This window comes from Sphingomonas sp., from assembly GCF_042096255.1.
Lineage (GTDB): Bacteria > Pseudomonadota > Alphaproteobacteria > Sphingomonadales > Sphingomonadaceae > Sphingomonas.
The window spans coordinates 1-21921 of record NZ_JBELLZ010000038.1; the positions used below are offsets into that span (position 1 = coordinate 1).

At 69.1% G+C, this 21921-nt stretch carries 15 protein-coding genes, 2 tRNA genes and 1 pseudogene; 11 read left to right on the forward strand and 7 right to left on the reverse strand.

Annotated features, from left to right (window positions below; genetic code table 11):
- The coding region (cysN, locus tag ACFDTH_RS08975; RefSeq protein WP_375287194.1) for a sulfate adenylyltransferase subunit CysN at window positions 1-1823 on the forward strand (1823 nt) is incomplete at its 5' end.
- Window positions 1824-1858: 35 nt separating this feature from the next.
- On the opposite strand, the gene ACFDTH_RS08980 is transcribed toward cysN, so the two are convergent.
- From ACFDTH_RS08980 to ACFDTH_RS08990, 3 genes are read right to left on the reverse strand one after another with little or no spacing between them, the layout of a single operon-like run.
- Entirely contained in the window at window positions 1859-4189 is a 2331-nt protein-coding gene (locus tag ACFDTH_RS08980; protein ID WP_375287195.1) for a xanthine dehydrogenase family protein molybdopterin-binding subunit, read from the reverse strand.
- Window positions 4186-5172, reverse strand: coding sequence for an FAD binding domain-containing protein (locus ACFDTH_RS08985; RefSeq protein WP_375287196.1), 987 nt, complete (start codon window positions 5170-5172; stop codon window positions 4186-4188). Before ACFDTH_RS08985 ends, ACFDTH_RS08980 begins: the two co-directional genes overlap by 4 nt.
- Window positions 5169-5687, reverse strand: a complete 519-nt coding sequence (locus tag ACFDTH_RS08990; protein WP_375287197.1) for a 2Fe-2S iron-sulfur cluster-binding protein — start codon at window positions 5685-5687, stop codon at window positions 5169-5171. The genes ACFDTH_RS08985 and ACFDTH_RS08990 overlap by 4 nt, the downstream gene beginning before the upstream one ends.
- Window positions 5688-5781: 94 nt before the next feature.
- On the opposite strand from ACFDTH_RS08990, the gene ACFDTH_RS08995 reads away from it, so the two are divergent.
- From ACFDTH_RS08995 to ACFDTH_RS09035, 9 genes are all read left to right on the forward strand, one after another.
- Window positions 5782-6498, forward strand: coding sequence for an alpha/beta hydrolase fold domain-containing protein (locus ACFDTH_RS08995; protein WP_375287198.1), 717 nt, complete (start codon window positions 5782-5784; stop codon window positions 6496-6498).
- A 67-nt stretch (window positions 6499-6565) separates the two neighbouring features.
- On the forward strand, window positions 6566-9535 hold the full coding sequence (locus ACFDTH_RS09000) for an AMP-binding protein (protein ID WP_375287199.1): 2970 nt from the start codon (window positions 6566-6568) through the stop codon (window positions 9533-9535).
- A gap of 60 nt (window positions 9536-9595) precedes the next feature.
- Window positions 9596-9669 (forward strand) — tRNA-Gly (locus ACFDTH_RS09005).
- A 289-nt stretch (window positions 9670-9958) separates the two neighbouring features.
- Complete coding sequence (locus ACFDTH_RS09010; RefSeq protein ID WP_375287200.1) at window positions 9959-10231, forward strand: DUF1488 family protein; 273 nt, start codon at window positions 9959-9961, stop codon at window positions 10229-10231.
- 85 nt (window positions 10232-10316) lie between these two features.
- Window positions 10317-10402: transfer RNA gene (locus ACFDTH_RS09015), tRNA-Tyr, on the forward strand.
- A gap of 62 nt (window positions 10403-10464) precedes the next feature.
- The gene (gene rlmB, locus ACFDTH_RS09020) at window positions 10465-11214 is read left to right on the forward strand and encodes a 23S rRNA (guanosine(2251)-2'-O)-methyltransferase RlmB (protein WP_375287201.1); all 750 of its coding nucleotides are present in this window, start codon (window positions 10465-10467) and stop codon (window positions 11212-11214) included.
- A gap of 354 nt (window positions 11215-11568) precedes the next feature.
- Window positions 11569-11850, forward strand: coding sequence for a hypothetical protein (locus tag ACFDTH_RS09025; protein WP_375287202.1), 282 nt, complete (start codon window positions 11569-11571; stop codon window positions 11848-11850).
- Window positions 11851-12106: 256 nt separating this feature from the next.
- Complete coding sequence (locus ACFDTH_RS09030) at window positions 12107-12859, forward strand: ImuA family protein (RefSeq protein ID WP_375287203.1); 753 nt, start codon at window positions 12107-12109, stop codon at window positions 12857-12859.
- Entirely contained in the window at window positions 12768-15317 is a 2550-nt protein-coding gene (locus tag ACFDTH_RS09035; protein WP_375287204.1) for a DUF6504 family protein, read from the forward strand. Before ACFDTH_RS09030 ends, ACFDTH_RS09035 begins: the two co-directional genes overlap by 92 nt.
- Before the next feature lie 4 nt (window positions 15318-15321).
- Here ACFDTH_RS09035 and ACFDTH_RS09040 read toward each other — a convergent pair whose 3' ends face one another.
- Both ACFDTH_RS09040 and ACFDTH_RS09045 read right to left on the reverse strand, forming a co-directional pair.
- Window positions 15322-15726, reverse strand: coding sequence for a type II toxin-antitoxin system VapC family toxin (locus tag ACFDTH_RS09040; RefSeq protein WP_375287205.1), 405 nt, complete (start codon window positions 15724-15726; stop codon window positions 15322-15324).
- A complete protein-coding gene (locus ACFDTH_RS09045; protein ID WP_375287206.1) occupies window positions 15723-16016 on the reverse strand; it encodes a type II toxin-antitoxin system Phd/YefM family antitoxin in 294 nt (97 codons plus the stop codon). The genes ACFDTH_RS09040 and ACFDTH_RS09045 overlap by 4 nt, the downstream gene beginning before the upstream one ends.
- Before the next feature lie 52 nt (window positions 16017-16068).
- On the opposite strand from ACFDTH_RS09045, the pseudogene ACFDTH_RS09050 reads away from it, so the two are divergent.
- A pseudogene (locus ACFDTH_RS09050) lies at window positions 16069-19315 on the forward strand (error-prone DNA polymerase).
- Window positions 19316-19320: 5 nt separating this feature from the next.
- Here the strand turns inward: ACFDTH_RS09050 and treF are convergent.
- Both treF and ACFDTH_RS09060 read right to left on the reverse strand, forming a co-directional pair.
- On the reverse strand, window positions 19321-20877 hold the full coding sequence (gene treF, locus ACFDTH_RS09055) for an alpha,alpha-trehalase TreF (protein WP_375287207.1): 1557 nt from the start codon (window positions 20875-20877) through the stop codon (window positions 19321-19323).
- Window positions 20874-21881, reverse strand: coding sequence for a fumarylacetoacetate hydrolase family protein (locus ACFDTH_RS09060; RefSeq protein WP_375287208.1), 1008 nt, complete (start codon window positions 21879-21881; stop codon window positions 20874-20876). Before ACFDTH_RS09060 ends, treF begins: the two co-directional genes overlap by 4 nt.
- Between the last annotated feature and the right edge of the window lie 40 nt (window positions 21882-21921).

Below are 21921 nucleotides of genomic sequence, written 5' to 3' on the forward strand. Positions count from 1 at the left end.
TGCGCTTCATCACCTGCGGCTCCGTCGACGACGGCAAGTCGACGCTGATCGGCCGCCTGCTGTACGATTCGAAGATGATCTTCGAGGACCAGCTGGCGACGCTGGAATCCGACTCTAAGCGGATGGGCACGCAGGGGCAGGAGATCGACTTCGCACTCCTCGTTGACGGCCTCGCCGCCGAGCGCGAGCAGGGCATCACCATCGACGTCGCTTATCGCTTCTTCGCCACGGAGAAGCGCAAGTTCATCGTCGCCGACACGCCCGGCCACGAGCAATACACCCGCAATATGGTGACCGGCGCCTCGACCGCCGACCTCGCGGTGATCCTGATCGACGCACGTAAGGGCGTGCTGACCCAGACCCGCCGCCACACCTATCTGGCGCATCTGATCGGCATCCGGAACCTGGTGCTCGCGGTCAACAAGATGGATCTGGTGGAGTACAGTCAGGCGCGCTTCGACGAGATCGTCGCTGACTACCGGGCGTTCGCCGAGTCGATCGGGGTGACCGAGTTCACCGCGATGCCGATCTCGGGCTTCAAGGGCGACAACATCATCGGCCCGTCCGAGAACACCCCTTGGTACACCGGCCCGTCGCTGATCGGGCACCTTGAGACGGTGGAGGTCGACCAGGTCTCCGACCAGGCCAAGCCGTTCCGCATGCCGGTGCAGTGGGTCAACCGCCCCAACCTAGACTTCCGCGGCTTCTCCGGCCTCGTCTCCTCCGGCCGGATCGCGCCGGGGGACAAGGTGCGCGTGCTGCCCTCGGGCAAGACCTCGACGGTCACCCGCGTGGTCACGCTCGATGGCGATCTCGACGAGGCTGTGGCGGGCCAGTCGGTGACGCTGACCTTTGCCGACGAGATCGACTGTTCGCGCGGCGACGTGATCGCGATCGCGTCCGACCCGCCCGAGGCGGCCGACCAGTTCGAGGCGACCCTGGTGTGGATGTCGGACGAGGAGATGCTTCCCGGCCGCTCCTATTGGATGAAGCTCGGCACCCAGATGGTGACCGCCAACGTCCAGGCGCCGAAATACCAGGTCAACGTCAACACGATGGAGCACGTCGCGGCCAAGACGCTGGAGCTCAATGCAATCGGCGTCGCCAACCTGTCGGTCGACCGCAACATCGTGTTCGAGCCGTACGAGAAGGACCGCGATCTCGGCGGCTTCATCCTGATCGACAAGCTGACCAACGCCACGGTCGCGTCCGGGATGATCCACTTCTCGCTGCGCCGCGCACAGAACGTCCACTGGCAGGCGGTGGACATCAGCCGCGAGAAGCACGCCGACCTCAAGAACCAGCGCCCGGCGGTGCTGTGGTTCACCGGGCTGTCGGGGGCGGGCAAGTCCACCATCGCCAATGCGGTCGAGAAGAAGCTGGTGCGGATGAACCGCCACACCTTCCTGCTCGACGGCGACAACGTGCGCCACGGGCTCAACAAGGATCTGGGCTTCACCGACGCCGACCGCGTCGAGAACATCCGTCGCGTCGGCGAGGTGGCGAAGCTGATGACCGACGCGGGGCTGATCGTGATCACCGCCTTCATCTCGCCGTTCCGGGCGGAGCGCGAGATGGTGCGGCAGATGATGGCGCCGGGCGAGTTCCTGGAGATCCACGTCGACACGCCGCTGCGCATCGCGGAACAGCGCGACGTCAAGGGCCTCTACGCCAAGGCGCGCGCGGGCGAGCTCGCCAACTTCACCGGCATCGACTCACCCTATGAGGCGCCCAACGACGCCGAGCTGGTGATCGACACCACGAAGTATTCGCCCGATGAGGCAGCGGAACTGGTGATCAAGCGGCTGCTGGGCGAAGGGTGAGGGTAAATCCTCCCCCTTGGGGGGGGAGGATCAAATCAGAGCACCTTGTCGAGCGTGATCGGCAGGTCGCGCACGCGCTTGCCCGTCGCGTTGTACACCGCGTTCGCCACCGCGGCGCCGACGCCGGTGATGCCGATCTCGCCCACGCCGCGCGCGCCCATCGGCGTGTGCGGGTCGGGCACGTCGGTCCACATCACCTCAATGTCGGGCACGTCCATGTGCACAGGCACGTGATATTCGGCGAGGCTGGGGTTCATGATCCGCCCGGTGCGCTCGTCGAACTGGGTCTCCTCCATCAGCGCGAGGCCAAGCCCCATGATGATGCCGCCGCGGAACTGGCTCGCCGCGGTCTTGGGGTTGAGGATGCGCCCGCAATCGAAGCTGCCAAGGAAGCGGCTGACCCGGATTTCGCCGGTCACCTGGTTGACGCGCACTTCGCAGAACATCGCGCCGTGCGAGTGCATCGACCAATGCTGCGTCTCCAGCGGCTGCGATGCCTCCGCCTCGACGACCAGTTCGTCGCGCTGCGCTCGTGCCAGGATCGAAGCGTAGCTTTCATGCCTGTCCGCATCTTCCAGGCTGGCTAGCCCGCTGCGAAGACCGCCGACCTCCTCGGCCTTCAGCCCCGCCAGCGGCGAATCATTGCCGGCGAGCTGGAGCAACTCGCCCACCAACTTGCGGTGCGCGGCGATCACCGCGGCGCCGATTGCGGCAGTCTGCTGCGATCCGCCCGCAAGCACCGTGCCGGGCATGAAGCTGTCACCATAGCGAAAGTCAACCTGACCCATGTCGAGGCCGAGCCGGTCCGCCGCCACCTGGGTCTGCGCGGTGGCGGTGCCCATGCCCATGTCGTGCGCGGCGACCTCAATCGTCGCATGGCCCCGCCGTGAGAGGGTGATCCGCGCCGCACCGCCCGGCATCCGGTAATAGGGGTAGGTGGCGGTCGCGACGCCGGTGCCGATCAGCCATTCGCCCTCGATCCGGCTGCCCGGCCTGCCACGATCCGCCCAGCCGAAGCGTTCGGCGCCGTCGCGGAACGCCTTTTCCACCTCTCGCGAGGAGAAGGGCGCGCCGGTGACCGGGTCCTTCTCCGGCTCGTTCTTCAGGCGAAGCTCGATCGGATCCATCCCGATCGCCTCGGCCAGCTCGTCCATTGCGCTTTCCAGCGCGAACGTGCCCACCGCCTCGCCCGGCGCGCGCATGAAGGTGTTGGCGAGCATGTCCTGATAGGCCACCTCCACCTTGAGCCGCAGCGATTCCGGCCCGTAGACGCTCATCGCCGGCAGGATGAACGGTTCCGGCATCTGGTTGTGCGGGCTCATCACCACCGTGCCGGTGTGGAGCAGCGCCTTGAGCCGGCCGTCCGCATCCGCCGCCAGCGCCACGCGCTGCTCGGTGGAGGTGCGCCCGCCGACGATCCGGTACACGCCCTCACGAGACAGCATCAGCCGCACCGGTCGTCCCGCGAGCTTCGATGCGGCAGCGGCGAGCACCTGATGGTCCCACAGGCACTTGCCGCCGAAGCCGCCACCGACGAACGGCGAGGTGACGTGGACCTGCGCTTCCTCGATCCCGAACACCTGCGCCAGGCTCCAGGCGGTGTGCGCGACGAGCTGCGAGGCATCATGGACGCGCAGGGTATCGCCCTGCCACGCGACGGCGCAGGCGTGCAGCTCGATCGAATTGTGGCTGTGGCGCGGGGTGACGTAGAGGTTGTCCACCTTGTGGACCGCTTCGGCCAGCGCCTCGTCGGGCTTGCCGATCGTGATGTCCAGCGGGTTGCCCATGAACACGCCGACATCGGTGCCCTTGGCCTTGGCGACCTGGAAGCTGGTCACCGCCTCGTCCTGTTCATAGTCGATGCGGATCAAGGTCTTGGCATGGTCGGCCGCCTCCTGCGTGTCGGCGAGCACCACCGCTATCGGCTGGCCGTTCCAGTGGACCTCCGGGTCCTGCATGATCGGCAGATCCGCGCCGCCGGCGGCCTTGGGGTTGGACATGAACAACGGCACCTTGTTCATGCGCGGCGCATTCAGGTGCGTCATCACCAGCACCACTTCGGGCACCGCCTCGGCCGCAGTCGTATCGATGGATGTGATCCGCCCGCGTGCGATGGTGCTGAACGCGACCGCGGCATAGACCATGCCGTCGATCGGAAACTCGGCCGCATAGGGCGCTTCCCCACGCACCTTCATCGGCCCGTCGAGCCGTGAAACCGCCTTGCCGATATGGCCATGCTGTTCACGGATCAGCGGATCGGGGACGCCCCCCGGAATCCAACTGTCGGGCGCAAGCTGGATCGCCTTGGCCATTGCCGCATTGGCGACACCTTGCGCGGTGTTCTTGATATCGTCGAGGACGCTCATGCCGCGTCTCCTGCAAGGCTGGACAGCACGGCGGCAATCGTCCGCTTCGCCAGCGGGACCTTGAATGCATTGTCGCGGAGCGGGGCCGCGTCGGAGAGTTCTGCCTCTGCGGCCGCCAGGAAAGCGTCATGTGTCGCCGGTCTGCCGCGCAGGGCCGCCTCGGCCTTTGCGGCGCGCCACGGCTTGTGCGCCACACCACCCAGTGCGAGGCGAACGTCCGTCACGGTGCCGTCCTCAATGTCCAGCGCCGCAGCGACGGAAACCAGCGCAAAGGCGTAGCTCGCCCGGTCGCGGACCTTGCGATACGTGGACTGCGCCGCGACCGGCGCCGCGGGCAGTTCGATCGCGGTGATCAGTTCACCGGGCGCGAGCGCGGTCTCGATCTCGGGGGTCTCGCCGGGCAGCAGGTGGAAGTCGGCGAACGGGATTGCGCGAGGGCCGGTCGTGCCATGGACGTGGACGATGGCGTCCAGCGCGGCGAGCGGCACGCACATGTCCGACGGATGGGTGGCGACGCAGTCGAGCGAGGCGCCCAGGATCGCGTGGATGCGATTGAAACCCTCCACCGCATCGCAGCCTGCACCGGGCTCGCGCTTGTTGCAGCGGCTCGCATCGTCGTAGAAATAGGCGCAGCGGGTGCGCTGGAGCAGGTTGCCGCCGACCGTCGCCATGTTCCTGATCTGCGCGGAGGCCCCGGCGACGATCGCGCGCGACAGCATCGGATAGCGTCGCCGGACCAGCGGATGTGCGGCGAGTGCGGTGTTCTTTGCCGCCGCGCCGATCCTGAGGCCGCCCTCGTCCGTTTCGGTAATCGTGTCGTCCAGCGCCGTCACGTCCACCAGCGCCGCCGGACGCTCGATCGTCTCGCGCATCAGGTCGATCAGGTTGGTGCCGCCGCCGAGATACTTGGCGCCGGCCAGCGCCTGGGCGACGTCCACCGCCTGTGCGGGATGGTCGGCACGCGTGTAGGTAAAGGGCGTCATGCCGGCTCCCCCAGATCTTCGGTGCCAAAATACTCGGTAATCGCGGCCACGATGCCGTTGTGCGCGCCGCACCGGCACAGGTTGCCGCTCATCCGCTCGCGGATCTCCTCGGGGGAAGGCTCCACCGTCTCGCCGGCGAGGTCGCCGGTGACATGGCTCGGCACACCCTGCTCGATCTCGCGCTTCATTCCGATCGCGGAGCAGATCTGGCCTGGCGTGCAATAGCCGCACTGGAAGCCGTCATGCTCGACGAACGCGGCCTGGAGCGGGTGGAGACCGTCCGGGCTGGCTAACCCTTCGACCGTGGTGATGGCACGCCCCTCATATTGCACCGCCAGCGCCAGGCAGGAGAGGATGCGCTCGCCATCGACCAGCACCGTGCAGGCGCCGCACGCACCCTGATTGCACCCTTTCTTGGTGCCGGGCAGCCCGGCATGTTCGCGCAGCAGATCGAGCAGCGAGGTGCGGATGTCGACCTCCAGCTCGAGGGGACGATCGTTCACGATAAGACGCATGGTGAGAACCCCTTGGGCTTCGCCGTTAACCCCGATCAACTTGCCGCGTTCCTGTTGCGAGTCGTTCGTGATTGCGGGAGAGGCGCGTTACCGCATGCCGCGCACGATCCTCCTGCTCGCGTTCGCACTGCTTGCCTGCGGACAGGCGGGGTTGCCCTCGACCAAGCCGCAGGCGGTGTTCGTCCACGGCGGCGGCTGGCACGGCGGAACGCCGGCGGCGGGCGACTTCCTGGCCGGCTGGTTCGGCGATCGCGGCTTCGCCTTCCGTGCGATCGACTACCGCAAGCCGCCTGCCGTCCGGCTTGGCGACAGCGTCGCCGATGTCGCGGCGGCGGCACGCACCGCGGCACAGGCAGGGCCGCTGACCCTGGTCGGCCATTCCGCCGGCGCGCACCTCGCCGCCGCCGCGGCGCTGGGCCGCGATGCGCCGCCGGTCGCCTGCCTCATGCTGCTCGACGGCATCGGCTACGATCTCTCCGCCACCTTGCGCGAGCGGCCCGGTCTCGAGGATCGCACCGGCCTCACCGCCGACGAGGCGGCACCTCTTTCCCCGACCGCCCTGGCGGCGGCGACCGCGAGGCGGCCTGCGGTCCTGCTCGCCGCCGGGGGTGACGCGCGTGGCACCGCCGCGCAGGCGCAGGCGTTCGCGGCGGTGCTCCGCCGCTTTGGCTTCGACGTGACTCTGGCATTGTTTCCGGAGGCCCGGCACGCCGATTTCCTGCGCGACTTCGCCGTGCCCGACAGCGCAATCGCCCGGGCGGCGGACGCGTTCCTGGCGCAGCATCCCGCCTGTCATCCGCCGCGCCTGTAATGCCTGTGTCACCTGAGGGCGGTTAGGCCTTTCGCTGCCATGCAGCACCGAAATGCCCCGATCAGCCGTGCGTCTTAGCGATCTTCCCCCGCTGCGGTTCGTCGATGCCGTTCGCCGTGTCGAGACGCTGGATCTGCCCGCCTGTTCGGGCGAGATCGCCGCGAAGGCAGCCTTTCTCGCCGCCGACCATGCGCCTGGCAGCGTGATCGGCCTTGCGCTGCGCACCGAGCCGGCGCTGGTGATCGCCTGGTTCGCCGCGCTCGCCGCCGGCATGCGCCCGCTGATCCTGCAATACCCCACCGCCAAACAGACGCGCAGCTACTGGCGCGGCTCGGTCACCAACACCGTGGAACTGACCGGCATGGCCGCGATCGTCGGCGATTCGCGGGTTGCCGCCATGCTCGAGGGGATCGACATCACCGTCGTGCCGCCGGACTTCATCGCACCGGGCGAGCATTGCGCAATCGACGAACTCCCGTCCTTCTCGATCCTCCAGCTCTCCTCGGGCACCACCGGGCATCGCAAGGCGGTGGAGTTCCACGACTGGCAGCTGGAAGCGCATGTCCGCGACTATAACCGCGCGCTGGAGCTGTCGCCGGAGCGCGACCACATCGTCTCCTGGCTGCCGCTCTACCACGACATGGGCTATATCGCCTGCTTCGTGATGCCGCTGATGCTGGGCATCCCGGTGACGCTGATCGACGCCGAGACCTGGGTCGCCGACCGGCCGATGCTGCTCGACGTGATCGAGGAAGCGCGCGGTACTATCTGCTACATGCCCAATTTCGGGTTCGAGACGCTGGCGATCCCGACGCAGCGCGATCTGTCCTCGATGCGGCGCTGGATCAGTTGTTCGGAGCCGGTGTTCGGCAACACCGTGCGGCGGTTTCTTTCGGCGACCGGCGTCGCGCCGGAGACCTTTAGCGCCTGCTACGCGATGGCCGAGAACGTTTTCGCCGTCTCGCTCTCGCGCGGGCTGGTCGAGCGCGAGGTCGACGGCGAGACCGTGGTGTCCTGCGGCGCGCCGATCCCCGGCGTCGACCTCAAGGTTGTGGACGGCGAGATCTGGGCGAGGAGCCCCGCCTCCATCGAACGCTATTGGAATGGCGACGACATCCGCGATGCGGACGGCTTCTACCCCACCGGCGACATGGGCGCGATCGTGGAGGGCGAGCTGCACGTCACCGGCCGCCGCCGCGACGTGCTGATCCAGGCCGGCAAGAAGTACATGCTCTCCACCATCGACGCGGTGGTGAACGAGCTGCTGCCGGAGGTGAAGGGCCGCGCCGCCGCGGTGGTGCTGCGCGACGACCGCGTCGGCACCGAGAAGCCCGCGGTGCTGATCGAGGCGGCGGACTTCTACCGCCGCACCGATGCGGCGGCGGTGCAGGAGGCGATTCAGGCGCGCACCGGCCTAGATTTTCTCGACGTCCGCTTCGTGCCGCCGCGCTTCCTGACCAAGACCTCCTCGGGCAAGATCAACCGCGTCCTCTCCGCTCGCGACTGGATCGAGCGCGAACGGGTCGAGGCCGCCGGCCGTCACCGCGATCCCGCCGCCGAGGTGGCGCGCGTCTTCGGCACCTTGCCGCAGGACGCGCCGGTGGGGGACGTGCTGGACTCGCTTTCGCTCACCCTGCTGCGCATCATCCTCACCGACGCCGACCTCGCCTATGATCCCGGCGCGAGCCTCGCCGAGATCCGGGCCCGGCTCGCCGAAGCGCCTGCTCGAATGGAGAGTGCGCAGGTTTGCCCGTTGCGCATCGTTTCGCTCGCAGATCGCCGCTCGATGCGCGCCATCGACGAAGCGGCGCTGCTGCGTTTCGCCGAGCGGCTCGGCCGGCCGGTCTCGTTCGAGCATGTCTGCCTGCCGCCGACGCCGGTGCTGCTGTCCGACCTCGTCTTCTTCGACTATTTTCGCGCTCGGGTCGCCGACCAGTCGTTGTTCGACGCGATGGCGCGCGCCTTCGACAAATTGCGCGCGGCGGACGTGATCCTGCTCGACGATGCCGCGGAGATGCACTTCCCGCTCACCCAATATTATCCGGTCCTGTCGCACCGGCTGGAGCGTTCGGCGGAGGCGGACCTGCTCGCCTTTCGCTGGCAGCGCTACGTCGAGTTCCACGACCGGCTGCCGGTCCAGGTCGTGCCCGGTCGCACCCTGCCGATCGAGCGCCGCGCCGAGACGATCGCGGCGCTGTCGGCCTATCTCGGCGTGCCTGTCTTCCGCATGGCCTCGGTCCAGGCGTTCGAGCCGTTCACCGCCGACTGGGAATACCGGCCGCTCCGCTCGCTGTCCGGCGGGCCGGGTCTCAAGCCGCACAAGCCGGACGCGGTGCTCGACGCTCTCGCCGAATGGATCGAGGCGCGGCTCGCCTCGGGCGCAATCGACGTGCCCGTTGCTTCGCCTGAGGTCACCCGCCTCGACATGACCGATCTCGCCCATTTCTGCAGCCATGCGGTGGACCGGGCGGCGCTCGACCGGGTGCTCGCGGCGCACGAGCGGTTCTGCATCGTCGGCCAGCCGGCCAGCGTCGCCTATCTGCGCCGGACCCTCGCCGAGCAGGGCAGGGGCTGGGTGGAGGCGCCCAGCTACCATCCCGCCGTGCTGGACACGTTGCCGCCGTTCGACTGCATCCTGTCCTGCGGCCCCACCGGCCTGATCGACACCGACCGGCCCGCGGTGGCGGTGATGGGCGCCGGCTGGGGCGGCGGCCGCGCGATCAACGGCACGCTGCCGCCCGACATCGAGCTGCGCGGCAAGCTGCCCGCGGCCGATCTCGCCGAATGGTACGCCCCGACCGGCGCGGGCGACGCGCTTTCGCCCGAGCAGCATCGTGCCGTTCAGGCGGGCAAGGCGCAGGCGGTGATGATCCGCACCGCCAAGCGCGAAGCGCGCGAGCGTGGCGCCGATGTCCGCGATGCCGCCCGAGCCGCGACGCGACAACCGCCCTCGACGCCGCAGCGGCGCCCGCATGCCGAGCGGCGAAAGGCCCGGCGGCGCGCGATGCGCCGGGCGGAGCGGCGCGCCGCCGAATAGCGAGGCGGTTGACCGCACGCGCCCGATCGTGGCATCGCGCATGCCGCTCCGGCCGGACGGGCGGGTATAGCACAATGGTAGTGCAGCAGCCTTCCAAGCTGAATACGCGGGTTCGATTCCCGCTACCCGCTCCAGCCGTCCGCCTTTCCCGTTGAAGTCGGGCTTGCGCCGACCGTCGATCCGGGTCACTCTTCCTGCCATAACAGCCGAACGGCGAAGGGAGAGGACGATGGAAGGGGCAAGCATCATCATGGCCATGGTGGGCGGACTAGGCGCCGTATTGTCGCTGGGCGGCATGGTTGTGCTCGCGCGCCGCAACTGATCGCACGCGAGGCCGCAGCCAGGGAACATCGTTACGCCCGCGCGCTTTTACCGGCGCCATGGAGCCACTTTCGCCGGCTCCACGACGGACGGGAGGTGTGGATGGCCGCGGACCAGCTTGAGATCGACATGACCAGCCTGCTCGACAATGTCGACGCGCAGCAGGTGGAGTTCACCGGTGAGGTGGACGGCGACGAATATGAGTTCGTCGTCCAGTACGACGTGCTGGAGGCGCTGAGCGGTGATCCGCCCGAGGATGATGCGGTGGACACGTTCAACCGCTACGTCGATTCGATCACGGAGGCGGCGCTGACCGCGCTGGCGCGCAACACCGATGCGAAGCCGGTGATCGTCAGCGAGAATGATCTGGAATAGGTTGCGCCCCCCTGCCGGTAGCCACGCGCGTTGACACCGCGCCACGGCTTCGGCATGGGGCGCCCTCGCTTTTGCGACCATCCGTGGAAGGGTGGCCGAGTGGTTAAAGGCAGCAGACTGTAAATCTGCCCACGCAAGTGTACGCTGGTTCGAATCCAGCCCCTTCCACCAGCCTTCCGATTGGAAGCGCGGCCGCACGGCGCATCACCCGTGATGATCGAAGGAGCGGCCTAGTGGGACGGCGCGGGCACAAGCCGCAGCAGGGATCGGGCAATCGGGTGCGCCTGTGGGGCCGCCACGCGGTCACCGCCGCGCTTGCCAATCCGGAACGCACCGTCCGCAAAATGTGGGGTACGCGCGAGGCGCTGGCGGCGCTGGACCTGCCGGCGGAGATGACGGTGGTGTTCGCCGATGTCGCCGATCTCGGCCGCATGGTCCCCGGCGACGCGCCGCACCAGGGATTGGTGATCGAGGCCGATCCGCTGGAGGACGTCTGGCTGGGCGACCTCTTGGCACAGGGCGCGGGCGACCGCCGTCCGCTGCTGGTGCTCGACCAGGTCACCGATCCGCACAATGTCGGTGCGATCCTGCGCTCCGCCGCCGCCTTCGACGCGCTCGGCATCGTCACCCAGGACCGTCACGCCCCGCCCGAATCGGGCGCGCTCGCCCGTGCCGCCTCGGGCGCGCTGGAGACGATGCCCTGGGTGCGCGTCGTCAATCTCGCGCGTGCGCTGGAGGAGATCGCGGAGGCGGGCTTCTGGCGGATCGGCCTGACCGGCCACGCCACCCGCACCCTCGCCGAGGCGATCGGCGGCCAGCGCGTCGCGCTGGTGCTGGGCGCCGAGGGCGAGGGGATGCGCCAGAACACCGAGGCGCATTGCGACGAACTGGCCAAGCTGCCGATCAGCGGCAAGGTGGAGAGTCTGAACGTGTCGAACGCCGCGGCGATCGCGCTGTATGCGGCGGTGAGCGGGGCGGCGTAGGGACGTGTGGCGCGGAAGTTGACACTAAGTTGACACCGTCGGCGCCTCATCCCAACCAGCCGCTTCAAAGCTGGACAGCCACAGTGCGTTCCTTGACCGGAACTGGCGCGACCAAAGGATTGGACGGTTCAAAGAACGCGATAGCCTATAGCGGATTCGGATCGTGTAGGACAGCGGTTCGGCAGGGTTCCGCTGAGCTTCGCCGAAGGGCCAAGCTGCCGATCAGCGGAAAGGTGGAAAGCATGACGTCTCGAATCCGGCGCCTGTCGCGTTGCAAGCGGCGGTGAGCGGGGCGGCGGGGTAGCGCTGATTTCGCCCGATTGCCAACGCATCTAAGCGCGCTAACCTAGCACCATGACCATAGAAGCGATGCTCATCGGCGGACTCGTTGTTGGGCTACTTATTGGACTTGTTGCGCCTGATGGTCGTGTAGGATGTGCCGCCCTTTGGATCGTTCCAGTCGGAATGATCGCCTATATTGCATTTTGGCAGTGGCAGCATCCCGAAGACCTGCGTTCGACCAGCGCGTTGGATTTCCTGTTCGGCCCTTTGTGGCCAACCTTAGGTGCGTGTGCGGGGTATGCGGCGGGCTTGGGGGTGCGCGGGCTATGTGTTCGCAAAGGGAACGGCAGCTAGCGCTTACCCCCGGCCACTTGTGATATCGTCACCCCGGCCCTGTGCCGGGGTCCACCGGTAGGCAGGCAACACCGAATGAGATCATGACCGGCCCGCTGGTGCACTGTGGGCGCCGGCACAGGGCCGGGGTGACGGACGGGGGCGGTCCTTCAGCGCAGCGCGCTGCCGCACTCCCGCCCCCCGAGTCGCCGGCTTGACTCCGCACCCCATGAGAACAGAATAGGAACGATTGTCGCTGTCGTGAGTCGTTCGCCCCGTGTCTCAAGCCGTTATCGCCTCCCTGCGCGAAGCGCTCCGCTCGATCGAGGGCGAGGGGCATCGGCGGCGCGAGGTGTTGCCCTTCGGCGCGGAGGCGCTCGACGCGCGGCTCGCTGACGGCGGGCTGCGGCTCGACGCGCTGCACGAGATCGCCGCCGCGACGCCGGAGCCGGGCGACGATTCCTCCGCCACCCTGTTCCTTGCCGGCATCGCCGCGCGCGCCTGGGGGCCGGTGCTGTGGGTGGTGCGCCGGCGGGACCTGTTCGCGCCCGGCCTCTACCAAGCGGGGCTCGCGCCCCATCGCGTGATCTATGCCGAAGCGGCGGACGATGCCGAACTGCTCGCGCTGATGGAGGAGGGCCTGCGCCATCGCTGCCTGGGCGCGGTGATCGGCGAGGCGAAGCGCGCCGCCACCGCCTCCACCCGCCGGCTCCAGCTGGCGGCGGAAGGCGGGCGGACGATCGCCTTGCTGATGAAGCGCCATGCGCGCGAGGGCGCCGATCCGTTCGGAGTCCCGTCCGCCGCGGTTACCCGCTGGCGGGTCGCCTCGGCGCCGTCCGCGCCGCTGCCGGTCGCCGGCATCGGCCGGGCGCGCTGGACTCTCGATCTCGTCCGCCAGCGTGGCGGCGATCCCTTCAATCTACTCGTGGAGGCATGCGATGAAACGGGTCGCCTCGCTCTACCTGCCGCATTGGGCGATCGAGCGCGTGCGCCGCGCCGAACGGCAGGGCGCGCCGCTCAAGCAGCCTGACGCCGCGCCCGCCGACCTGCTCGCGCTCAAGGCAAAGGCCGATGCGGAGCAGGGCGGCAAGGCGTGCGATTCGCCCAGGAACACCGGCTGGCGCCCCGGCGCGCGCTGGGCGCGGGACGACGCCGAGGTGGTGTCGCGTCCGCTCGCCGGCGTCGACGAGGCGACCGGCGGCGCCGACGCGTGCTGGGCGGGGGAGACCCGCGCCGATGTCGCGCGCCGGATCGAGCGCCTGCCGCACCACCAGCGCCCGCCGATGCGCGAGATGGGCCGCAGGAGCGAGGCAGCGGAGATGCCGTTCAAGCGGTTGCCGGGGGATGATGGGGGGAAATCGCAAGGGTGGGGGGAGACGCTGGTGTCACCCTCACCCTTCCCACTAGGCTGCGCCGAGCGGGCCCAGTGTTGGGTCGAACATGCCCCCGGCATGTTCTGGACAGCGCGGGGCACTGTCCACCCAACACTCCTCTCCCAATGGGAGAGGGAGAGGCGCGAAGCGCCGACGGGTGAGGGTGACTTCGCCGGCAATCACGGCTTCGGCGAATACCTTCGCCAATATCCCAACGGCCTGCTCGACCGCCCGTCGCCCTTTGCCGGCATCGACCCCAATGGCGACGAGCGCGCCAAGACGGCGATCGCGCGGTGGAAGGAGATGCCCGCGATCCGCTATCCCGGCGAGGGGCCCCGGCCCGACAAGCATTCCCGCCGCGGCTCCAATGACCCGGGTGCCGCGCCGCCCGGCGTGGTGCCGTTCTTCGACACAGGCCGCACCACCGCGGGCACGCTCGCGCGGGTCTGCCGCGAGGAGACCTCAGCACCGCTGCCAACTCGCGGCACGGACGTGTCGCCGCTGGTCACCGTCCAGAAGGTCGGCAGCCGCATCGAGATCGCTGCCGTTTCCCCCGCCGCCGCCGCGCTGGGCATCGAGCCGGGCATGGCGCTGACCCAGGCGCGCGCCAGCGTTCCGGGCCTCGACGTGCGCGACGCCGATCCGGAGGGCGACCGCGCCGATCTCGAACGGCTGGCGATCGCGCTGACGCGGCGCTGGTGTCCGGCCGTGGCGATCTCGGATGCGGACGGGCTGTTCCTCGATCTCTCCGGCGTCGCGCACCTCCACGGCGGCGAGGCGGCGATGGCGCGCCGCATCGTGCGATTGCTCGCGCGGCTGCGGGTGACGGCGCAGGTGGCGGTGGCGGACACCACGGGAGCGGCCTGGGCGATAGCCCGACATCCTCCCCACGCAGTGGGGAGGGGGACCGCGCCCGAAGGGCGGGGTGGAGGGGCGCCTGCCACAAGCAATATCGCACGTGGTGGGCGCCCCTCCACCATTGCTGTGCAATGGTCCCCCTCCCCCTGCGGGGGAGGATCTTGCGTTCTACCGCCTGGCTCACACCCTGCCGCGCTTGCCCCGCTTCCCGTCACCGCGCTTCGCCTGCCCGAGGAAGCGGTGGAGCTCGCCCGGCGGCTGGGGATCGACACCGTCGGCGAGCTTGCCGCCATGCCGCGCGCGCCGCTGGTGCGCCGCTTCGGCCGCGCGGTCGCGGCGCGGCTCGATCAGGCGAGCGGCGCGGCCGTTGAGCCGCTCGATCCGGTGATCCCGGCCGAGCCGATCGTGGTCGCCCGCCGCTTCGCCGAGCCGATCGCCACCGCCGAGGCGATCGGGCACTGGCTGGGCGGCCTCGTCGGCGAGCTGGCGCACGCGCTGGCGAAGGCGGGGCAGGGCGCCCGGGCGCTGGTGCTCGCCTGCGTGCGCGTCGATTCGGAGACGCAGGCGATCCACATCGGCCTCGCCCGACCGACGCGCGATCCCGCCCACCTGCTGCGCCTGCTCGTCCGCCGCATCGAGGAAATCGATCCCGGCTACGGCATCGAAGCACTGGAACTGCACGTCCGGCGGGCCGACCCGCTCGGCGCCGAGACGCTGGGCGCGGCGCTCGCCGGCGACGCCGCCCCAGATCTCGCGCCTCTGGTCGACACGCTCGCCAACCGCATCGGGTCGCGCAGGTTGTGGCGCACCCAGGCGGTGGAAAGCGACGTGCCCGAACGCTCGGTGGCCCCGCGCGCTCCGCTCGATCCGCCCACCACAGCAGCACGCGTGCTTCGGCCAGACGACGTCCGCCAACTCGATAACCGGCCGGACGCGCATCCCTGGCACCCGCGCTGGCCCCGCCCCGTCCGCCTCCTCCGCCGCCCCGAACGGATCGACCATGTCCTCGCAGAACTTCCCGACCATCCGCCGCGCCGCTTTACCTGGCGCGGCCGCACCCACCGCGTCGTCCGCGGCGACGGGCCCGAGCGGATCTTCGGCGAATGGTGGCGCGCCGCGGGCGAGCGCCATTCGGTGCGCGACTATTTCCAGGTGGAGGACGAGATCGGCCACCGCTTCTGGCTGTTCCGCCGCGGCGACGGCCGCCTGCCCGAAACGGGCGACCTCAGCTGGTACATGCACGCGGCAATGGCGTGAGCGCTCAGCGCCGCGCGTCGATCGCCTTGAGGTGCCCGGCGGCGGCATAGTCGAGGATCTCGCGATCGGTGGTGATCAGCGGACAGGCAAGCGCCCGCGCGGTGGCGATCATGATCCGATCGCACGGGTCGCCATGGATCGAGCCGGGCAGGCTACCCGCATCGAGTGCGATCTCGCCGGACACCGGCACTTCCACATAGCCGAGCAGTGCCGCCGCCTGCTCCAGCCAAACATGGACCGCCATCTCGAGCCGGACCTTGCCCTTCTGAGCAAGCATAGCGACCTCCCACTGCACCATCACCGAACAGTAGAGATCGCCGCTCTCATCGAGCAGGTCGCGGGCGGCCGGGCCGATCCGGCCCTCGCCGGTCACGATGCGGATCACGACATTGGTGTCGAGCAGGATCACGGCCGATCGTCGGCCATTTGCTCGTCCCAACTCGCCAGCCATTTCTCTTCCCAGTCGTCATCAACGACCGGTGCGGTCGGATCGACACCTGGAGCCCAGGTCACCGTGCCTTTCATGCAGCCGATGATTTCGCTGATCTTGCGCTTCGGCGTGTCGGCCCGCTCCGCCACCAGCTTCACCGAAGGCTTGCCCCGGCGCGTCACCGTCAGCGGCTCGCCCGTGCGCTGCATCTCGTCGATCAGCGCCAGGCTTTTCGCCTTGAACTCGGTCGCGGACACCATCTTGCCCATCGCGGCACCTCCAGCTGACCATCTCAGATAGTCATTTCGCGGCCTCACGCCAATGACCTACACCGAACTTCAGGTCACCACCCACTTCTCCTTTCTGCGCGGCGCCTCGTCGTGCGAGCAATTGTTCGCCACCGCGGCGCTGATGGGGATGCCCGCGCTCGGCATCGTCGATCGCAACTCGGTCGCGGGCGTGGTGCGCGCGCTCTACGCCGCCGATCAGGTGAAGAAGGACCAGGGCATCGAGGTCCGCCCGATCCCCGGCTGTCGGCTCGATCTCGTCTCGGGCGCCTCCATCCTCGTCTGGCCGGAGGACCGCGCCGCGTGGAGCCGGCTTACCCGCCTGCTCAGCCGCGGCAAGGCGCGCGCCGATGCGCAAAGGGGCGAGAAGGGGCAGTGCTTTCTCCATTGGGAGGATGTCGCCGAGCATGCCGAGGGCCTTGTCGCCGCCTTGGTGCCCAGGATCGACGGCGCCGCGCCCGGCGACCTCAAGTGGACCGCGGACCTGTTCCCCGATCGCGGCCACGTCTGTCTCACCCACTGGCGCCGCCCCGGCGAGGCGCTGCGCCTGCACGACACCGCCGAGGCCGCCCGCGCGCACGGCTTGCAGCCGCTCGCCACCGGTGATGTGCTCTACCATTCCCCCGACATGCGGATGCTCCAGGACGTCGTCACCGCGATCCGCGAGAAATCCACGATCGACGAACTGGGTCTCCGCCGCGCGCGCAATGCCGGTCGCCACCTCCAGCATCCCGACGAGATGGCGCGCCTGTTCCGCGACCACCCGGATGCGCTCGCCGCGGTTGAGGCGATCGTGGAGCGCTGCACCTTCTCTCTGCGCGACCTCGACTACCAATATCCGGAAGAGAAGGTGATGAGCGGCCGCACCGCGCAGGAAGCGCTGGAGCGACTGTCCCGCAACGCGCTCGCCCGCCGCTTCGATGGTGCGCCGCCTCCAGTCTATGTCGACAAGCTAGATTACGAACTCAGGCTGGTAGAGCGCATGGATTATGCGCCTTACTTTCTAACCGTGAACTCGATCGTGACGTTCGCGCGCGGGCAGGACATCCTCTGCCAGGGGCGCGGTTCCGCGGCCAATTCGGTGATCTGCTTCGTGCTCGGCATCACCTCGATCGATCCGGTCAAGCACCAATTGCTGTTCGAGCGCTTCGTCTCCGAGGAACGGCGCGAGCCGCCCGACATCGACATCGATTTCGAACATGAGCGGCGCGAGGAGGTGATCCAGTGGATCTATGAGACTTATGGGCGCGACCATGCCGCGCTGACCGCGGTGGTCAGCCGCTTCCGCACCCGCGGCGCGATCCGCGAGGTCGGCAAGGCGCTCGGCCTGCCCGAGGACATGACCGGCGCGCTCGCCTCACAGGTGTGGGGCTGGTCCAACGAGGGCGTGCCCGACGCGCATGTCGAGGCGCTCAACCTCGACGCGACCGAGCCGCGCCTCGCGCTGGCGCTCGATCTCGCAAAGCAGCTGATCGGCACGCCCCGCCACCTGTCGCAGCATCCCGGCGGCTTCGTGCTGACCCGCGCGCCGCTCCACGATCTCGTTCCGATCGAGCCCGCGGCGATGGAGGATCGCACGGTGATCGAGTGGGAAAAGACCGACATCGAGGAGCTCGGCTTCATGAAGGTCGACATCCTCGGCCTCGGCATGCTCGGCTGCATGCGCCGCGCGTTCGACCTGCTCGCCGAGCATCGCGGTTTGAAGATCGGCATGGATGCCGACTGCCTGCAGGACGAGGACGAGCCGACCTTCGAGATGATGCGCCGCGCCGATACGCTCGGCGTCTTCCAGATCGAGAGCCGCGCGCAGATGAGCATGCTGCCGCGGATGAAGCCGAAGAACTTCTACGACATCGCCATCCAGGTCGCGATCGTCCGCCCCGGCCCAATCCAGGGCGACATGGTCCATCCCTATCTCAAGCGCCGCGATGGCAAGGAGCGCGTCGAATATCCCAATGAGGCGCTGAAGGCGGTGCTGGAGAAGACCTTGGGCGTGCCGCTGTTCCAGGAACAGGCGATGCAGGTGGCGATCATCGGCGCGGGCTTCACGCCGGGCGAGGCGGACCTGCTGCGCCGCGCGATGGCCACCTTCAAGATGACGGGCGGGGTGGGGGAGTTCCGCGACAAGCTGATCTCCGGCATGCTCGGCAACGGCATCAGCCAGGCGTTCGCCGAGCGGCTGGTCAAGCAGATCGAGGGGTTCGGGTCCTACGGCTTCCCGGAGAGCCACGCCGCCAGCTTCGCCAAGATCGCCTATGCCAGCTCGTGGATGAAGTGCCACCATCCGGACATCTTCTGCGCGGCTTTGCTCAACGCGCAGCCGATGGGTTTTTACGCCCCCGCGCAGATCGTGCGCGATGCGCGCGCGCATGGGGTGGAGGTGCTGCCACCGAGCGTGATGGCGAGCGAGTGGGATACGAGTGTGCTGAGCGGGCAAAAGCCCCCTCCGTCTCGGCCTGCGCGTGATCCATGGCCTTTCCGGCGAGGATGCTGGCAAGATCCTCGCCGCGCGTTCACGCGCGCCCTTCACTTCGGTGGAGGACGTGTGGCGACGCTCGGGCGTGCCGCTCGCCACGCTGGAGAAGCTCGCCAAGGCGGATGCGTTCGCGGACATGGGGCTCGACCGCCGTCACGCGCTCTGGGCGATCCGCGGGCTGGGCGAGGCGCCGCTGCCGCTGCTTGCCGGGATCGAGCGGCAGGAGGAGCCAGTGTATCTGAAGGCGCTCACCGCCGGGCGCGAGGTGGTGGAGGATTATCGCGCCACCCAGCTCTCCTTGCGCGCGCACCCGCTCACCTTCCTGCGCGAGGCGCTGTCCCGTCGCGGCAGCGTGCGCTGCGCCGATCTGGAGACGATCAAGGACGGCCGCTTCGTTGAGGTCGCCGGCATCATCCTGGTCCGCCAGCGCCCCGGCAGCGCCAAAGGCGTGCTGTTCATCACGATCGAGGACGAGACCGGCGTCGCCAACGGCATCCTCTGGCCCGACCGGTTCGAGGCGCAGCGGCGTACGGTGATGTCCTCCGCGATGGTGGCGATCCGCGGGCGCGTCCAGAAGGAGGGGCAGGTGATCCATGTCGTCGCCGACCTGATCGTCGACCTGACTCCCATGCTCCGCCAAGTCGGCGACCTGGACCTCCCCCGGCTGGTCGCGCGTGGCGACGGCGCCACCCATCCCGGCGCGCCCGACCGCGGCGATCCCGGCTGGAACCCCCGCGGACGGACGGACTATCATTACAAAGACCGAGAGAAGGACATCCCCATCCGCAGCCACGACTTCCACTGAAGGAACTACAGTCCGTAGCGCTCCTGGAAGGCGCGGATCACGCCGTTGGTCCAGCCAAAGCCGTCCTGCGTCGGATATTCGCCGCCGCCGCCTGCACGCGACTCCTCGACGTCATATTTCTCAAGCAGCCGGCCGCTGGCGCGATACTCGCGCTCTGCCGTGGCGACGAAGCGCGATGCGACCTGCCGGGCGAGATCGTCGCGGCCGTAGCGGCGCAGGCCGTCCGCCGCGATCCACTGGAGCGGCGCCCAGCCGTTGGGCTTGTCCCATTGCTGCCCGGTCTCGACAAGGGTGGTGCGCAGGCCGTTGGGGGCGAGCAGGTCGCGCGCGATCGTCTCCGCGACGCGGGCGGCACGCTCTGGCGGGGCGAGGCCGACGAACAGCGGGTAGGCGGTCGCGGCGGTCACGCCGGGACGCAGCCTTCGCGTGCGCGTATCCCAGTCGCCGTAGCGGCCCTCCGCCTCGCTCCACAGCCAGCGCTCGATCGCCGCGCGGCGACGCTCGGCCTTGCCCTCGAACTCCGCGGCGCAGGGCGCGTCGCCTGCCTCGCGGCAGCCGGCGGCGATCGCGCGCTCCATGCCCCACAACAGGCTGTTGAGATCGACCGGGACGATGGAAGTGGTGTCGATCGTCGCCAGCGTCTTGCCGTCGGCCAGCCAGCGCGACGAATAGTCCCAGCCGCTTTCCGCGCCTGCGCGCAGGTGGCGGTAGACCGTCGCGGCCGGCCGCCCGCTCGCCTTGGCTGTGTCGACATCCTCGCGGTACGATTCGTCGCGCGGGGTGGTGCGGGCATCCCACCAATGCTGGAGCGGTGTTCCCTTCGCGACGATCACGGCGCGATCCGGGCCGGTCCAATAGGCGTGCTCACGCCGCAGCGCCGCCAGCCGCCGCGCCTTCACCGCGGGCGTGCGTACGTCCGACAGCGCCATCATCAGGAACAGGAACGGCGGTTGCGAGCGGCTGAGGTAATAGGTGCGCGCGCCATTGGGCACATGGCCGTGCCGTTCGACCAGCGAGACGAAATCGTCGATCATCGCCTCGACCAGGTCGCCCCGCCCGTCCGCCTTGAGGCCGAGCATGGTGAAATAGCTGTCCCAGTAATAGATCTCGCGGAAGCGCCCGCCCGGCACCACGAACGGCCGCGGCATCGCCAGCGCACTCGATCCGGGCCGCGGCTTGACCGGCGGGCGGGTCAGTTGCGGCCATAGCTTGCGGATGTGCTCGGCAAGCGGCGGCCGGGCGGCGTCGTTCGCGGCGACGCAGGGCGTGGCCGGCACGTCGAAGTTGGCGGCAACGAATGCGCGCAGCGCCGCATCGTCGCGGAAGTCGCCCGCGCGATAGGCCGCCATGATCTCCGCCACCGGCCGTTTGGGCGTCGCATCGACGAAGGTCTTGCCGTCGGGGAACAGCCGTCGCAGCTGCACCTGGGCGAACAGCTCGCCATAGAGATCGGCGGGCGTGGCGATCTGCTGTGGCGCGGGCGCCAGCGCCTGCGGCGCCGCGCACCCCGACAGCAGCAGCGCCGCCGCGAAGGTAGAGGTCTTGAAGGTGGGGGCCCTCAAGCCGCGACCACCGTCTGTTCGATGACTCCGAAGATCGGGTGGTGGCGATCGTCCTCCGCCCAGATCCGCACGGTGTCGCCAGCCTTGAGGAACGGCGTCTCCGCCTTGCCGCCGCGGATCGTTTCCACCGTGCGGACCTCGGCGAGGCACGAATAGCCGACGCCGCCTTCGGCGATCGGCTTGCCCGGCCCGCCCTCGGCGTCGCGGTTGGAGACGGTGCCGGAGCCGATGATCGTGCCCGCGCCGAGCGCGCGCGTCCTGGCGGCGTGCGCGATCAGTGTGCCGAAGTCGAAGGTCATGTCCTTACCCGCCTCTGCGCGGCCGAAGGGCTGGCCGTTGAGGTCCACGTTGAGGCGGCGGTGGAGCTTGCCGCCCTGCCACCAGTCGCCCAGCGCGTCAGGGGTCACGAACACCGGCGAGAAGGCGCTGGCGGGCTTCGACTGGAAGAAGCCGAAGCCCTTGGCGAGTTCGCCGGGGATCAGGTTGCGCAGCGACACGTCGTTGGTGAGGCCGACCAGCCGCACCGCCGACAGCGCCTCCTCCCGGCTCGCCCCCATCGGCACGTCGCCGGTGACCACGACCACCTCGGCCTCCAGGTCGCAGCCCCAGGCCTCGTCGGCGAGCGGGATGGCATCGCGCGCGCCGAGGAAGCCGTCCGATCCGCCCTGGTACATCAGCGGATCGTGCCAGAAGCTGTCCGGCATTTCCGCGCCGCGCGCCTGCCGCACCAAGGCGACATGGTTCACATAGGCGGAGCCGTCCGCCCATTGATACGCGCGGGGGAGGGGGGCGGCGGCGTCATGCTCGTGGAAGCGGGCGCGGGGGATCACCTCATGCTGGAGATCGGTGGCGAGCAGCTCCAGCTGCGGTGCAATCCGCTCCCAATCATCCAGCGCGGCCTGGAGCGTCGGGCAGATGTGGCTGGCGTCGGCATACCAGGCAAGGTCGTCCGACACGACCACCAGGCGCCCGTCTCGCCCATGCTTCAGGCTGGCCAGTTTCATGCACGCTCTCCTTGTTGGCGCGCCAGCCTAGCCCCCTCGC